Genomic DNA, 14,817 nt, shown 5'->3' on the forward strand with positions numbered 1-14,817 from the left:
TGGCAGAACCGGCCTCTGGAGGCGGTGTATCCGTTCATCTTCATGGACGCCATCCACTACAAGGTTCGGGAGGACCACCGGTACGTGACAAAGGCGGCGTATGTGGTCCTGGGGATCACCATGGATGGACGGAAGGACATCCTTGGGGTGTGGATCGGGGAGCATGAGAGCAGCAAATTCTGGCTGAATGTGTTGAATGACCTCAAAAGCAGGGGAGTTTTGGATGTGTATCTGTTCTGTACGGACGGCCTGTGCGGGATGATGGAAGCCATCCGTGCGGTGTATCCCCAGAGCCGTTTGCAGCGCTGCATCGTTCATCAAATCCGTTCCTCCACCCGCTTTGTCAGTTGGAAGGACATCAAGCACGTGGTGGCTGATCTGAAGAAGATCTATACCTCCGTCACACTGGATGAGGCGGAAGAGAACCTGCTTCAGTTCTCGGAAAAATGGAGGAATCAGTACCCCTCCTGCGTGAAAAGCTGGGAGGAGAATTGGGAAGTTCTGAGTACCTTCTATGAATATCCGCCCGAAGTTCGTAAAATCATATACACGACGAATATTATCGAGGGCCTCAACCGCCAGTTCCGTCAGATCACGAAGAACAAACCCTGCTTTACCAACGATGATTCCCTGCGCAGGATGCTTTACCTGGCCTCCCAGCGCATTACGAAGCGCTGGCGCACCAGATGCCAGAACTGGGACCTGGTGCTCAGCCAGCTGGAGATCCTGTTCTCCGGCCGTGCTGTTGGCTGATCCCTGGCTGTAAAATGTCCCGGCAAGCAGGCCGGCATTCACACCTGCGGCGTGCATACCGCCCCGCCCGCCGGGACCCTAGGTGGCCAAGGGATTCAGCCCCAGCCTGTGCACTTTCCATCGCGCCACTTCTTGACTTTGTCGATTTTCGCTTACACAAGATTTTACACCAAGCCGGACGGCGTTACCACCCAGCATATCACCATCTATTACAACTGTATCGGCGCTTTCTCCGTCCCTGACCGCCGGAACATCCCGGCTGTGGAAATCACGATGGGGACAAGAAAGGGAGTAGCCGTCAGCTACTCCCGGTCGCGGATCGCCGTATAGGATTTTGAGCAAAAATAATGCGGAGTGTCCTCCGAGGATACTCAAATCCTATAAGGACACTCCGCATGGTCGGAGTGCGGGGACTCGAACCCCGGGCCTCCTGCTCCCAAAGCAGGCGCGCTACCAACTGCGCAACACCCCGATCTCTTATTCTGCTGGCATTCCTAAAACGGTCCGCAGACAGCATATCGTTCAAAATCTCTACAACAGTATAATATATTTTAAAAACGATTGCAAGTCTTCTGATAAATATGTTAAGATATTTTTGAAATTCTACACAGAGGTGACAAAACCATGCGAATGAGAAAAAAGCCAAACCTGTCGGCCCGGATGGAGCGGTGTGCGGCAATGCGGATTGACAACCCTGCAGCGATGCGAGGGCGGTGGCGGGAGCTTTTCCCGGAGGCCCGGGAGGTGCGGCTGGAGATTGGCTGCGGCAAGGGCCGGTTTTCCGCTGAGACGGCGGAACAAAATCCTGATGTACTGTACATTGCTCTGGAGCGGGTTCCGGACGCCATGATTGTCGCTATGGAGCGCTGTCAGGCCAAGGGGCTGACCAACATTTTCTTTATTGACGGGGACGCGGCTCTGCTGCGGGACTACTTTGCACCCGACGAGGTCGATCTGCTCTACATCAACTTCTGTGACCCCTGGCCGGGGGTGAAGCACGCCCGGAGGCGGCTGACTCACGAGCAGTTTCTGATTCTCTACCGGGGCGTTTTGCGGGAAAAGGGAGAAATTCACTTTAAAAGTGACAACCACGATCTCTTCGAGTGGTCCCTGTTTCAATTCCCCAAGGCGGGTTTTGCTTTGTCTGAGGTGACCCGCAACCTTCACGGCCAGAGCATACGGGGAATTATGACAGACTACGAGGAAAAATTTCATCTGATGGGGACGCCCATCAACCGCTGTGTTGGGACCAAAGAGCCCATGGACCCGGAGCCGGAATTCAAGCCTATCCCGGGGCCTGCCAACCGGCCTGAGGCAATAGCGGCCAGGGAATAACCGGCAATGTCAGCCGGGCGACCCTCAGTTTTTGGACAGCTCCCTCCACCCCAGCAGCCCGTAGGCGGAATCGGAGGACTGAACCGCTCTGACAATGGCCCGCTCCATAGCCTGGGCAGCCATAGCTCCCACCACGTTGACATCACCAGGGAAATCCCCCAGGGACAGGGCGTAGATACTGTCCCCGTCAGCAGTAGTATGGACCGGTCGAATAGCCCTGGCATAGCCGTTGTGGGTCATACCGGCCACCTTGGTCAGGCGGGTTTTGTCCAATTTGGCGTTGGTGACCACCACTCCTAAAGTGGTGTTTCCAGCAAAGAGGTTTTCCGCCAGGGTCACATCCCGGAACAGCTCCTCCAGAGTGGAGGACAGGCCGGTCCAACCCTCATTTAACAGCCCGGCAATCTGTTTCCCGTCAGGGCCATACACGTCCCCAAGGGCGTTGACTGCCACCAGTGCTCCCACCTTCAGCCCGCCGGCCTGGAGGGCACAGGTACCAAAGCCCGACTTCATTGCCCGTCCCATTCCCCGGTACTTTCCTATGGAGCAGCCGGTCCCGGCGCCCACATTACCCTGGGCAGGCTCATCATAGCTTGCATTCTCACAGGCGGCGTAGGCCATGGCCCCGTCAGGGCGCACATGTTTGTCCCCCACCCCCAGGTCAAACAGGCAGGACTGGCTGACCAGAGGGACCTTGGCCACCCCCGTGTCAAACCCGATATCCCGCTCCTCCAGATACCGCTGCACACCCCCTGCGGCGTCCAGGCCAAAGGCGCTGCCCCCGGAGAGGAGCACGGCGTTGACACCCTCTGCTGCGGCCACAGGATTCAATATCTGAGATTCCCTAGAGGCGGGACCGCCTCCCCGCACATCCAGCCCGGCGGGGCTCATCCGGTCACACAGGATCACCGTACAGCCGGTGGCCGCCTCCTGATTTTCAGCATGTCCCACCTGGAAGCCGCCTATCTCCATAATTCCAATCTCTTTCATGCCACAACACTTCACTTATCTATAAATAGAGAGGCCAGGACACATTCACCTTGGCCTCTCGTTTTCTGTTTCAGAACCGATTACTTAATCATGGAGGCGACTTCAGCGGCGAAGTCGTCCTCAGCCTTCTCAATGCCCTCGCCGGTGGCGAAGCGGGTAAATGCCTTCACAGTGATTTTGCCGCCCAATTCCTTGGCCACAGCGGCCACGTGCTTCTCCACGGAGATCTTATTCTCCTTGACGAAGGCCTGCTGGAGCAGGCAGTTCTCCTCATAGTACTTGCCCAGCTTACCCATGACAATGCCTTCCTTTACCTTATCGGGCTTGGAGGCCATCTTGGGGTCGTTGGCCATGGCGGCCAGCTGAATCTCCTTCTCCTTGTCCAGAACCTCCTGGCTCACGTCGGACTTATCCAGATAGCTGGGGTTCATGGCGCAGATCTGCATGGCCACATCCTTGCCCAGCTCCACCACCTTGGCGGCGTCGATTCCCTCAACAGCCAGGTTGACCAGCACGCCTACCTTGCCGCCCATGTGGATATAGGGCACGCTGACACCCTCGGCGTAGCGGACGAAACGGCGGATCTGGATGTTCTCACCGATAGCCAGCACCTTGTCGGCGGTGACGTCGGCAATGGTGCGGTCGGTGCCGGGGTACTTGCAGTTCTTCAGGGCCTCCACATCAGCGGGGTTCTCAGCGGCCACCACAGAGGCCACGTCCTTGACAAAGCCCTGGAACACCTCGTTCTTGGCCACAAAGTCGGTCTGGGAGTTGACCTCGATAATAACGCCCACGCCGTCATCAGACACAAAGGCGCAGGAGGCGCCCTCGGCGGCCACCTTGCCAGCCTTCTTTACCTGAGCGGCAAGGCCCTTCTCCCGCAGCCACTCAATGGCCTTGTCAAAGTCGCCGTCGGCCTCCACCAGGGCCTTCTTGCAGTCCATCATACCTACGCCGGTCATCTCGCGCAGCTTCTGTACGTCTTTTGCGGAAATCGCCATAATATATTACCTCCAAATTGTTATGATTCGCAGGGCGCAACGACTCGCCACGCCGCACACCGTCTTTGCCGGAAAAGGACAGCACACCGGGGTCGTCACGCCCTACACAAATACAATATTACTCCGCGGCGGCGGGAGCGGCCTCCTCGGCGGGGGCAGCATCCTGGCCCTGGCGGCCCTCCTGAATGGCGTTGGCCATGACGGAGGAGATCAGCTTGATGGCGCGGATGGCGTCGTCATTGCCGGGGATGACGTAGTCAATCTCGTCGGGGTCGCAGTTGGTGTCTACAATAGCCACAATGGGGATGTGGAGCTTGCGGGCCTCGTTGATGGCGTTGCGCTCCTTGCGGGGGTCCACCACGAACAGGGCGCCGGGGAGCTTCTTCATCTCAGTGACGCCGCCCAGGTACTTCTCCAGCTTGGCGATCTCGCCCATGTGCTTGATGACTTCCTTCTTGGGCAGCATGTCAAAGGTGCCGTCCTCCTGCATCTTCTTCAGCTGGGCCAGACGGTCCACACGGCCCCGCATGGTTTTGAAGTTGGTGAGCATGCCGCCCAGCCAGCGGGCATTCACCCAGTACATCCCTACCCGGCTGGCCTCTTCCTTGATGGCCTCTTGGGCCTGCTTCTTGGTGCCCACGAACAGCAGGGTTTCGCCCTTCTCGCCCAGGGAGCGGACAAAGTTATAGGCCTCCTCCAGCTTCTTCACGGTCTTCTGGAGATCAATGATATAGATCCCGTTGCGCTCCGTGTAGATGTAGGTGGCCATTTTGGGGTTCCACCGGCGGGTCTGGTGGCCGAAGTGTACGCCGGCCTCCAGCAGCTGCTTCATAGATACGACTGCCATTGTTTGTTTCCTCCTGTTTTTCAGTTATTCTTCTGGGGGCATCATATCCTCCGCCAACCCGGTTTGTCCGGGCACCGGGCGGATGATCCGCACTCCCACGCATAATGCCTTGGTAGTATACCACACATTTTTTTCATATGCAACAGTTTTTTCCTGATTTTTGGCACTTTATTCAAAACCTGTTTGACAAACTGACCAATTCGGCTTTTATTTAGAACCTGTATTCATATGTTACACGATAGAACGCCATTTTGCTGGGGTTAGGTATAAATCCTTATCCCTGGCAAAAACGCGCTCACAAAGCCGCATATAGCAAGGCTCTTTTTGCCCCTACTGCGTAACATGAGGGCATAAAAAAAGCGGCGTTCCTGTTCTCCCGTTAGGGATAGAGAAACGCCGCGTCTGCGTCGTATTCAGTTTTCATTTATTCTTTCTCAATACTGTGTGCTGGTGGCTGGGCTTGCAGGGTTCCGGGCGGCATATCAAGGCTCTTTCCCTCAAAAGTAGTAAATTGGTAGTGAATTCTGCTTGAAATCCTGCTTGTATGCCCATAAATCAAGGCTTTTTTTGAGATAATCAACCATTTTATATAAATAGTTTACATGCGCTTGATATAGTCACAAATCAGCCCGGCGGCCTTTTCCGCACCGATGGAGCTGTCTATACTCAGCTCATATTGGTGGGCATCGCCCCACTCATGGCCGGAGATACTCTGGTAGTAGGCCCCGCGGGCCGCGTCGGAGCGGGCAATGCTCTTTTTGCCCTCCTGCTCTGTGTCGCCGTACATCTCCATCACCTTTTTTACCCGGTAATCTTTGGGCGCATGGATGAAAATACGTACCAGGTTGTCGCGGTCGCGCAGAACGTAGTCCGCAGCCCGGCCTATAATGACGCAGGCGCCCATGTCAGCAATCATGTTGATAGCCTTGTCCTGAGCAATGACCGCCTGGTGGACGGCGCTGGTGCTGAGGTACAGCTCCCGCATGACCGCGTTTCTGTCGGAATTGATGCCGGAGATAAACTCCTCAGCCAGACCGCTCTCCTGGGCGGCCAGGGCGGTCATCTCTTTGTAGTAGCAAGGGACGTTCAGCTGCTGGGCCACCAGCTGGCCGATGCGCTTGCCGGCGGTGCCGTGTTCCCGGGCAATGGTGATGATGACGCCCGGGCGGGAGGGCTGCAAAATTGTTTTGGCGGTACTGGCCTGCCGTTCGCCCTCCTGGCTCAGATGCTTCCACACCTGGGCCACTACCGCCGCAGTAATGACCATTGCGATAAAGTCGGCCACAGGAGCGGACCACAAAATGCCCATAATCCCCATCTTCATGGGCATTGTAATGGCCAGTATGATGAGCAGAAGGTCACGCAGTACCGACAGGGGAACCGCGGCCTTGGCATGTCCAATGGACTGGAGGAACATGGCGCAGGCCTTTTGCAGGCAGGTAAAAATCACCAGTGACAGGTAGATGCGCAGACAGCTGGCGGCAAAGGTGAAATAGAGCTCACCACCATTGTCGCCAAACATGCGTACAAAGACCATAGGCACGCTTTCAAACAGCACGGTGGCAATTACGCATACTGTCAGGGTGGACAGAACAACCAGCTTAAAGGTCTCCTTCACCCGGCCATACAGCTTGGCGCCGTAGTTATAGCCCATGATGGGCAGCGCCCCGGCGGTAATGCCGCAGGCAATGTTCAGGATGATCTGGAACAGCTTGATAATGACCACAAAGGCGGACAGGGGGATGTCAGGGCCGTAAATGCTCTGAGCGCCGTAGGACTTGAGCAGGATATTGTTGGCAATAGTAGTGGCCACAATGCACAGCTGGGTCAAAAAGCTGCCTGCGCCCAGGGGCAGAACGGGCTTGAGGTGCTTCCAGCTGAGGATGAAGTCAGACGCCTTCACCCGGAACACCCGGCTGCGGCGCAGATAGGCAACGCAGATAAGGAAGCTGACAAACTGGCCCAGAATGGTGGCGATGGCTGCCCCCTTGATGCCCCAGCCCAGCACAAAGATGGCTACCGGGTCACCAATCATGTTGATAACCGCGCCCACCATCATAGCCGCCATGGAGTATTTGGGGCTTCCATCGGCGCGGATGATGGAGGCCAGGGTGTTCTGCACCAGAGCCAAGGGCATCATAATAAAGATAATGTTTCCGTAGTCCCGGGTCAGCTCAATGGTGGCCTCGGTGGCGCCCAGGGTGTACAAGATGCTGTCCCCCAGGGCGTAGCATACGGCGATAATGACCACACCGGAGAAAAAGGAGCCCAGCATGCTGTTGGCCACAGACCGCCCCGCTCCGGAGGTGTCCCCCTGGCCCTGGGACAGGCTGAGGAAGGTGGCCATTCCGTCGCCAAACAGGACGGAGGCGCCCCAGCCCACCACAGTAATGGGGAAAATGATTCCGGTGGCGGCGTTGCCCAGGTAGCCAATGCCGTTGCCCACAAAGATCTGGTCCACAATGTTGTACAGGCAGGAAATAATCAGAGCCAGCGTACTGGGCACGGCAAATTGCACCAGCAGCTTGCCCACCCGCTCCCTGCCAAGATAGTTGTTTTCTTCCATAAAGATACCTCCCTTGATGTGTATACAGCCCAAAAAAGGCGCGTGCTTCCGCACACGCCTTTTTTCGACAAAACGACACACGCGAAACATTACTGTACCGTAATCAGATTTACGTGCAATGCACCACATGTGTCGTTGAATGGCCGTATTCAATTTACAGGCTTTAGTATAACAAAACGAATGTTTCATTTCAAAGGTCAATTTTCACAAAAATTCTATTCTCTAAAGGACCATCAAATAATGGCGCCTGGCGTTTTATTTGCAAAATCCTGCGAAAAAGATTGAATCTTGTTCCATTATGTGGTATCCTTACTATGAACTGCTGGAAGCTTTTGTGTGTACCGCTTCCGCGGGCATACCCAGAGAGAAACGGGGAATCGTAATGAGCCAGAAGTTACGCCGTGTGGTTTCCGCCTCCTTGTCGGCGGTCCTTTTATGCCTGACAATCCATGTGCTGGCGATAGAGCCCTCCCGCCCGGCGGCCACCGTGGCCGCCGCCCAGGTGACCATTCGCTTCCACGCCAACGGAGGCAGCAGTGAAGCGCCCGCCCCCATGTCCGGGGAGCAGGGCCAGCAGTTTACTCTGCCCCAGACCCAGATTTACGCCCCCACCGGGCTGACGGACCTGTACTTTATAGGCTGGTCACAGCGCAGCGCCTCCGCCTCTGCAGACTATCTGCCCGGAGACCAGCTTTACCTCACCCGGGACATGGACCTCTACGCCGTCTTCTCCCAGACCCCGCCCTCCTTCCAATCGGGGCAGGAAGGCCAGAGCAGCCCTTCCCGGCCCGCCGCCTTCACCATTAAAACGGGCAGCCACACCAAGTATATGAGCGGCTCCAACGACGGCCTGTTCCATCCCTCCGAGTCCCTCACCCGGGCGGAGCTGGCTCAGATGCTGTACAGCGTGGTGGTTGAGCGGCCCGCCGCCGGGGCCGGTTTTTCTGATGTCTCCAGCGACGCATGGTACGCCCAGGCGGTGGGCGACATAGCCGGCCTGGGCATCCTGCCCGGATACAGCGACGGCTCCTTCCGTCCCACTCAGGCCGTGACACGGGCGGAGAGCGCCGCCGCTCTGGCGCAGCTCATCCCTTCCGGCGGCGCGGCCAGGGCTTTCCGTGATGTACCCACCAGCCACCCCAACTACTCGGACATCTCCGCCGTAGGCGGCTACGGCCTGTTCAGCGGAGACGACGTCGGGAACTTTAACCCCTCCGCCGGCTTTACCCGGGCGGAGGCCGCTGTGGTCTTCAACAAGCTGTTGGGCCGTATCCCTGATTCCAGCGCCATCTACGCCCAAAACCTGCGCTATTTTCCCGACGTCCCCACCACCCACTGGGCCTACGGTCAGGTTATGGAGGCCGCCACCACCCATAGCCACATCTCCAACGGCTCCGGTGAGCGGTGGCAGGATGTGCAGACAGAGCCTGTCCCCCTGGCCGACGGCTTCTACCGCATCAACGGACGGCTCTACTGCGTCAGCGAAGGCCAGTTCCTCCGCTCCGCCGCCATAGAGTGCTTTTACTTTGACGCCGAGGGCCGCTACACCACCGGCGACACCGCCCTGGACGACCAGCTCAACGCCCTGGTGGAGCAGTATACCGACTCCTCCATGACCCGGGACCAGAAGCTGCGGGCCCTGTACAACTACTGCCGGGACAATTTTTCCTACTTAAAGCGGCCCCTTCTGGAGACCGGAGCCACTGGATGGGAGCCTGAATACGCCTCCGCCTTTTTGTCTATGGGGAAGGGCAACTGTTTCAGCTTCTCCTCTTTGTTCTGTCTGCTGGCCCGTGAAATTGGCCAGCCGGCCTACACCGTGATTGGCGGACTGGGCAAAAACGCCTCTCCCCACGGCTGGGTGGAGATTAAGCTGGACGGGAAAAACTACACCTTCGACCCCCAGCTGGAGTGGCGCTACGTCCACGACTACGGCTACAAGAGCCACAACCTCTTTAAGGTTTTTCCGCAGAACACCGGCCACACCTATAAAAAGCTGAGCGGGGGAACGCCTTAAATGAATACCAATAGAATATAATATTAGGAGTGAAACTATGGTATTCAGTTCCCCCATTTTTCTGTTCGCCTTTCTGCCGGTTGTCTATCTGATCTATCAGCTGCTGCCGGGCGTCCGCAGCCGGAATTTCTGGCTGGCCCTGGCCAGTCTGGTGTTTTACACCTTCGGCCAGCTCCGCTGCCTTCCGCTGCTGCTGGCCAGTGTGCTGGTCAACTATCTCTTTGGCCTGTGCCTCATCTCCAACCGGGGGCGGAAGCTGGCTGTGGCCGGGGCGGTAGTGTGCAACCTGCTGGCCCTGGGCGGGTTTAAGTATCTGGACTTTCTAGTGTCCATCGTCAATGCCCTGTCCGGCCTGGACCTGCCCCTGTTTGGCATTACGCTGCCCATTGGCATCTCCTTTTACACCTTCCAGGGCCTGAGCTACGTGATTGACGTCTACCGGGACCCAAAATCGGGTACCCGCAGCCTGGGCAAGCTGATTTTGTACATCTCCTTTTTTCCTCAGCTCATTGCCGGACCCATCATCAAATATCACGACGTCTCCCTCCAGATCGACAGCCGGGAGATTACTCCGGAGGGCACCCTCTTCGGACTGCGCCGGTTCATCACCGGCCTGGGAAAAAAGCTTCTGCTGGCCAACACGGCAGGGCAGGTGGCCGACGCCGTCTTTGCCCTCACCGCCGGGCAGCTGGACGCCCGGCTGGCCTGGCTGGGAGCTGTGTGCTATACCCTGCAAATTTATTTTGATTTCAGCGGCTACAGCGATATGGCCATTGGCCTTGGGGCCATGTTCGGCTTTACTTTCCGGGAAAACTTTGATCTGCCCTATATTTCCCGCTCCATCAAGGAGTTCTGGAGGCGGTGGCACATCTCCCTGTCCACCTGGTTCCGGGAGTACCTCTACATCCCCCTGGGAGGCAACCGGAAGGGGGCCTTCCGCACCGGCGTGAATAAATTTATCGTCTTTTTCACCACCGGCCTGTGGCACGGGGCCAACTGGACCTTTGTGCTGTGGGGGCTGTGGCACGGACTGTTCTCCACGCTGGAGGACGCGGGCCTGATTCCCAAGTGGCTGCGAAACAGCTTTTTGGGGCATCTCTACACCATGCTTGTGGTGGTTTTGGGCTTTACCCTCTTCCGGGCGGACAGCCTGGGCGCGGCCTGGATCATGTTCAGCCAGATGTTTACCGGCTTTTCCGTCTCTCCCGCCAATACACTGACCCTGATTGCCCTGCTGGACGCCAAAACGGTATGTTCCCTGACCGCCGCCCTTCTGCTGGCCTTTGGCTTGCCCCAGCGGCTGGCAAAGCGGGCCTCCAGTGAGGCCGGGCCCGCCCTGACCCAGGGGGGACAGGCGCTGCTTTACGCCGGGATCTTTGCCCTGTGCGTGCTGAACCTGTCCAAGGCCACCTTCAATCCCTTCATCTACTTCCAGTTTTAGGCGGTGACAGCAATGCAGGCAAAAACAAAGGCCAGGCTGGCCATGGGCGCGTTTCTTGCCGCCTGTCTGGTCCCATCGGCGGGTATGCTGGTTATTCCGGAGCGGAGCGCCGCCGCCAATCAGCAGCTGGTCCAGCCCCCCGTCATAACCAAGACGGACGGTTCCTTCAACCTGAACCTGTTCCAGGAGGTCACCGACTATATCGCCGACCACTTCGCCCTGCGTCAGGAGCTGATTACAGCGGACGCCGCCCTGAACGCGGCGTTGTTCCATGTGTCCGCTGAGGAGGACGTGGTTCTGGGCCGGGACGGCTGGCTGTTCTATGCCGAGACGGTGGACGATTATCTGCGCACCAACCCCCTTACCGGCCGTCAGCTCTGGGCTTCGGCCCACACGCTGGCTCTGGTGCAGGAGTACGTTCAGGACCGCGGGGCCCGGCTGCTGTTTACGGCGGCTCCCAACAAAGCGACGCTCTACCCCCAATATCTGCCCTATGTGGGCACACCTTTGGAGGCGGAGGGCAATCTGGACCGCCTGATTCCCCTGATGGAGGAGGAGGGCGTGCCCTGGGCCGACCTGCGCGGGGCCCTTCAATACCCCCATTTTGCCACCTATTTTCCCCGGGATTCTCACTGGAATACCATTGGAGCCGCGATGGCCCAGCAGGCGCTGCTCAGCGCCCTGGACAAGGAGCACCAGCCCTTTTTAGAGGGCCGGGACCCCTTGACCGATTCGGACGCCTTTACCCCCTGCGGCCACCGGGGGGACCTGTATGAGATGGTCTACCCCACCGGCACCGAACAGGACGGAGACCTCCAGTTTGACCGGCCCTTTACCTTCAACCATGTCCGCCAGCCCAGAGGGCCGGACGACCAGCGGATTGAGACGGAAAATCCCGCCAAAACGGGCTCTCTGCTCATGTTCCGGGACTCCTTCGGCAACAGCCTATACCCCTTTATGGCGGAGGAATACGGCTCCGCGCTGTTCTCCCGGTCTATGCCCTGTCAGCTGTCTCTGCTGGACCAGACTGGGGCGGACACGGTGATTTTTGAGCTGGTGGAGCGAAATCTGGACTACCTGGCCACCCGGCCCCCCATTTTCCCTGCCCCGGAGCGGCTGCTCACCGGCACTCCCCCGCAGGGGACGGGGACAGCCCGGCTGGCCCTCTCCCAGCAGTACCCGCTGGAGGGGTACACCCGCCTGACGGGCACGCTCACCGGAGTGGACGAGAACTCCCCCGTCTATGTCCGGCTGGGTGAGGCCCTCTATGAGGCCACCCCCGCCGGTGAGGACTGGGACGGCGGCTGTCCCTTTACTCTCTATGTTCCCCAGGACGCCTGTCTGGAGGACGCTTGTGTGCTCTACATTCAGCAGGGCGAATTGCGCACCCTGCTGCCGGCAAATATGTAATGTTTGGAAAGGACCGATTGAAATGAACAAGCTTTGTATTTTGCCCTGGCTGCTGGCTGGCGCTTTGGCGCTGTCTGCCTGCGGAGGAGGGTCCTCCGCCAACAATGGTGACTGGGTGGAGTCCTCCGCCAGCCAGCCCCCGGCCCAGAGCACGATAGCCCCCCTTCTCACTCTGCCTGACGCCTCTATACCCGACGCCGGACAGCCAAGTGACAGCTCCGCTGCCGCCTTCTCCCAGGGTGGAACGGATCCCGGCCAGCCCTCCGAAGGCAGCCAGGAGCAGGAGGTGCCCCCTGCGGTGGTGTCCAAGCCTCAGGTGACCACAAAACCGGAACCCAAGTCTCAACCGGAGCCTCAGACACCGGATACCTCCGAGGAAACCTGCGAATTACCCCTTGCCCCGGGCGGTGATAATCCCCCGGCAGAGCCGGAGCCCCAGTCCGCCCCCACCAAGGCGGATGCTCAGGCTTATATCGGCAAAAGCGTATCCAGCCTGATCGCAGCCATTGGCCAGCCCAAGGGCAGCGACTACGCCCCCAGCTGTCTGGGCGACGGCGAGGACGGTGAGCTGTTTTACGACGGCTTTACCGTCTATACCTACCGGGTTAACGGCACGGAGACCGTCCAGGACGTGGTGTAAGGGAGAGGACCATGCGAGGAAAACTGTCTATCCTGCTGTCGGCGGCGCTGCTTCTCAGTGCGCTGACAGCCTGTCGCAGCGGAACGGCCCCTGTGGACGGCTCGGGCAGCTCCCAGCCGCCGGGGGGCGGCACCGCCTCCTATCTTGGCCCTGATTTCACCGGGAGCGGCCCGGAGGACGCCAGCGGACAGCCCCTCCCCGAGGCTGAGCCCCCTGTGGAGTATGACCCCAATTACACATTGGATATTTCAATTCCCCGGGTGTCCCACGGAAGCTTGGAGCTGCCCGTTCAGGGCGCTACCGGCTACGCCTCGGTGCAGCTGCCTTTGTGGGAGGAGATCCCGGAGGTGCCAGAGGAGGAAGCGGAGGAGGGTTCGGAGGAAGACCCGGAGTCCCAGCCTGGAGATGAGAGCGGCTCTGGCTCTGGCAGCAGCTCCCAGCCCGGAGATGCCTCTCAGCCCGGCGACAGCTCCCAGCCTGGAGATGCCTCACAGACTGGTGACAGCTCCCAATCAGGAGATACCTCACAGACTGGTGACAGCTCACAAACGGGAGATGTTTCCCAGATTGGGGACGCCTCTCAGTCCGGCTCCTCCGCTCTGCCCGGAGATGCCTTCGACTGGGAGGAGGGGGCCAGCTCCTCCAACGGGCTTACTCCCGCGCCCTCATCCCCCTTTCTGCCCGACTTCTCTCAGGACGAGGATATCAGCGACCCCTCCCAGCCCACAGTGGGCCCTGACGGCGAACTGATCTACGCCCCGGGCGAGGAGCCCATTCCCGAGGTTGAGGAGGACCCGGATGTGGATCCCTTTGAGGGCGCGCTGGCCGTGCTGGAGCCTGGCACCGCTTTTCTCATTGCAGAGGAGAGCGAGGAGGGGGACTGGTGGTGGGTGGAGTGTACACAGGGCGAGGGTTGGATTGAAAACCGCTACTGCCTGATTAACCTGCCCGACGTGATCCCCTCTATGGTCTACAACGCTACCAACTCCTACGATTCCCGATTTGTTACCTTGGGGCGGAATATCCCCAACGTCACCGGACGGGCCTTTTACCCCAGGGGAAATTATAACCGCCGGCTGGAGCGCAACGAGTTCATGATGCCGGTGCTCTACCCCATGTCCAAACAAATCTGTCAGGCCCAGCAGGTGGCTCTGGCCCAGGGAAATACCCTGGTGCTTTATGAGGGCTACCGCCCCCATGAGGTGCAGACCACGGTTTACAAGGCTCTCACCGCACTGAGCCGCAGCAACCCCGAGGTGAAAGAGGCGGTAACCGGCGCGCCTTGGAACATCTCCTGGTTCATTGCCGGGGGGTACTCCAACCATCAGCGGGGCTTTGCCATTGACGTCACCCTGGCCAAGGTGGAGCGGGCGGAGTTACAAAATATTGGGGGGCACCAGGTGGTGCGGGTACGGGAGTACAAGGAGTATACCATGCCCACCCCCATCCACGAGCTGAGCAAGGCCTCCGCCACCTTTGTGGGGCCGGTGGCCAGCCACTCCCCTACCGCCTGGAAGTCCGCCCAGCTGACCGACACCATGAGCAGCAACAAGCCCGCCATGGCCCTCCAGCGCTGCTGCACTGAGGCGGGACTGACCCCACTGGCCTCTGAGTGGTGGCACTTCAACGATTTGGAGACCCGAAACTCCGTATTGGACAACCTGAGCACCGGCGGGTACAAGATTTCCCAGTGCCTGAGCCGGGCACCGTAACCCCAGACAGATCGCAATCATCAAATTTGCTGCCATATGTGCAGGGGCAGCCTGTGGCCGCCTCTATGGCGCCGGTGTCAGCAATTTTGGATGATGACAGCATAA

At 58.8% G+C, this 14,817-nt stretch carries 12 protein-coding genes and 1 tRNA gene; 8 read left to right on the forward strand and 5 right to left on the reverse strand.

The features are described 5' to 3' along the window. The coding region (locus NFS22_RS00005; RefSeq protein WP_251315725.1) for an IS256 family transposase at window positions 1-753 on the forward strand (753 nt) is incomplete at its 5' end. 108 nt (window positions 754-861) lie between these two features. Next, a complete protein-coding gene (locus tag NFS22_RS00010) occupies window positions 862-1,083 on the forward strand; it encodes a hypothetical protein (RefSeq protein ID WP_251315726.1) in 222 nt (73 codons plus the stop codon). A 66-nt stretch (window positions 1,084-1,149) separates the two neighbouring features. Here NFS22_RS00010 and NFS22_RS00015 read toward each other — a convergent pair. Then, window positions 1,150-1,225, reverse strand: a tRNA-Pro gene (locus tag NFS22_RS00015). A gap of 152 nt (window positions 1,226-1,377) precedes the next feature. Between NFS22_RS00015 and trmB the strand changes: the two genes are divergently transcribed. Further along, a complete protein-coding gene (gene trmB, locus NFS22_RS00020) occupies window positions 1,378-2,088 on the forward strand; it encodes a tRNA (guanosine(46)-N7)-methyltransferase TrmB (RefSeq protein WP_251315727.1) in 711 nt (236 codons plus the stop codon). A gap of 24 nt (window positions 2,089-2,112) precedes the next feature. Here the strand turns inward: trmB and NFS22_RS00025 are convergent, their stop codons facing one another. From NFS22_RS00025 to NFS22_RS00040, 4 genes are all read right to left on the reverse strand, one after another. Continuing rightward, window positions 2,113-3,078: a P1 family peptidase gene (locus tag NFS22_RS00025; protein WP_251315728.1), complete on the reverse strand. Its 966-nt coding sequence runs from the start codon at window positions 3,076-3,078 to the stop codon at window positions 2,113-2,115. A gap of 80 nt (window positions 3,079-3,158) precedes the next feature. Further along, on the reverse strand, window positions 3,159-4,079 hold the full coding sequence (tsf, locus tag NFS22_RS00030; RefSeq protein WP_251315729.1) for a translation elongation factor Ts: 921 nt from the start codon (window positions 4,077-4,079) through the stop codon (window positions 3,159-3,161). A 118-nt stretch (window positions 4,080-4,197) separates the two neighbouring features. Then, the gene (rpsB, locus tag NFS22_RS00035) at window positions 4,198-4,926 is read right to left on the reverse strand and encodes a 30S ribosomal protein S2 (protein WP_251315730.1); all 729 of its coding nucleotides are present in this window, start codon (window positions 4,924-4,926) and stop codon (window positions 4,198-4,200) included. A gap of 598 nt (window positions 4,927-5,524) precedes the next feature. Then, on the reverse strand, window positions 5,525-7,492 hold the full coding sequence (locus NFS22_RS00040) for a cytidylate kinase family protein (RefSeq protein ID WP_251315731.1): 1,968 nt from the start codon (window positions 7,490-7,492) through the stop codon (window positions 5,525-5,527). 382 nt (window positions 7,493-7,874) lie between these two features. Here NFS22_RS00040 and NFS22_RS00045 point away from each other — a divergent pair, with 382 nt between their 5' ends. From NFS22_RS00045 to NFS22_RS00065, 5 genes are read left to right on the forward strand one after another with little or no spacing between them, the layout of a single operon-like run. Then, window positions 7,875-9,509 carry an S-layer homology domain-containing protein gene (locus NFS22_RS00045; RefSeq protein WP_251315732.1) on the forward strand — a complete coding sequence of 545 codons (1,635 nt, stop codon included), beginning with the start codon at window positions 7,875-7,877 and terminating at the stop codon, window positions 9,507-9,509. 37 nt (window positions 9,510-9,546) lie between these two features. After that, window positions 9,547-10,950 carry an MBOAT family O-acyltransferase gene (locus NFS22_RS00050; protein ID WP_251315733.1) on the forward strand — a complete coding sequence of 468 codons (1,404 nt, stop codon included), beginning with the start codon at window positions 9,547-9,549 and terminating at the stop codon, window positions 10,948-10,950. Between the two features lie 12 nt (window positions 10,951-10,962). Then, a complete protein-coding gene (locus tag NFS22_RS00055; RefSeq protein WP_251315734.1) occupies window positions 10,963-12,360 on the forward strand; it encodes an alginate O-acetyltransferase AlgX-related protein in 1,398 nt (465 codons plus the stop codon). 22 nt (window positions 12,361-12,382) lie between these two features. Next, the gene (locus tag NFS22_RS00060; protein WP_251315735.1) at window positions 12,383-13,000 is read left to right on the forward strand and encodes a hypothetical protein; all 618 of its coding nucleotides are present in this window, start codon (window positions 12,383-12,385) and stop codon (window positions 12,998-13,000) included. An 11-nt stretch (window positions 13,001-13,011) separates the two neighbouring features. Next, a complete protein-coding gene (locus NFS22_RS00065) occupies window positions 13,012-14,712 on the forward strand; it encodes a M15 family metallopeptidase (protein WP_251315736.1) in 1,701 nt (566 codons plus the stop codon). Window positions 14,713-14,817 lie beyond the last annotated feature (105 nt).

Origin of the sequence: Flintibacter muris, assembly GCF_943192995.1 — a bacterium.
Classification (GTDB): Bacteria; Bacillota; Clostridia; order Oscillospirales; family Oscillospiraceae; genus Lawsonibacter; species Lawsonibacter muris.

Coding starts and splice junctions, on each gene's coding strand:
- trmB (WP_251315727.1), top strand. CDS start 1,378: ATGCGAATGAGAAAAAAGCCAAACCTGTCGGCCCGGATGGAGCGGTGT.
- NFS22_RS00025 (WP_251315728.1), bottom strand. CDS start 3,078: ATGAAAGAGATTGGAATTATGGAGATAGGCGGCTTCCAGGTGGGACAT.
- tsf (WP_251315729.1), bottom strand. CDS start 4,079: ATGGCGATTTCCGCAAAAGACGTACAGAAGCTGCGCGAGATGACCGGC.
- rpsB (WP_251315730.1), bottom strand. CDS start 4,926: ATGGCAGTCGTATCTATGAAGCAGCTGCTGGAGGCCGGCGTACACTTC.
- NFS22_RS00040 (WP_251315731.1), bottom strand. CDS start 7,492: ATGGAAGAAAACAACTATCTTGGCAGGGAGCGGGTGGGCAAGCTGCTG.
- NFS22_RS00045 (WP_251315732.1), top strand. CDS start 7,875: ATGAGCCAGAAGTTACGCCGTGTGGTTTCCGCCTCCTTGTCGGCGGTC.
- NFS22_RS00050 (WP_251315733.1), top strand. CDS start 9,547: ATGGTATTCAGTTCCCCCATTTTTCTGTTCGCCTTTCTGCCGGTTGTC.
- NFS22_RS00055 (WP_251315734.1), top strand. CDS start 10,963: ATGCAGGCAAAAACAAAGGCCAGGCTGGCCATGGGCGCGTTTCTTGCC.
- NFS22_RS00060 (WP_251315735.1), top strand. CDS start 12,383: ATGAACAAGCTTTGTATTTTGCCCTGGCTGCTGGCTGGCGCTTTGGCG.
- NFS22_RS00065 (WP_251315736.1), top strand. CDS start 13,012: ATGCGAGGAAAACTGTCTATCCTGCTGTCGGCGGCGCTGCTTCTCAGT.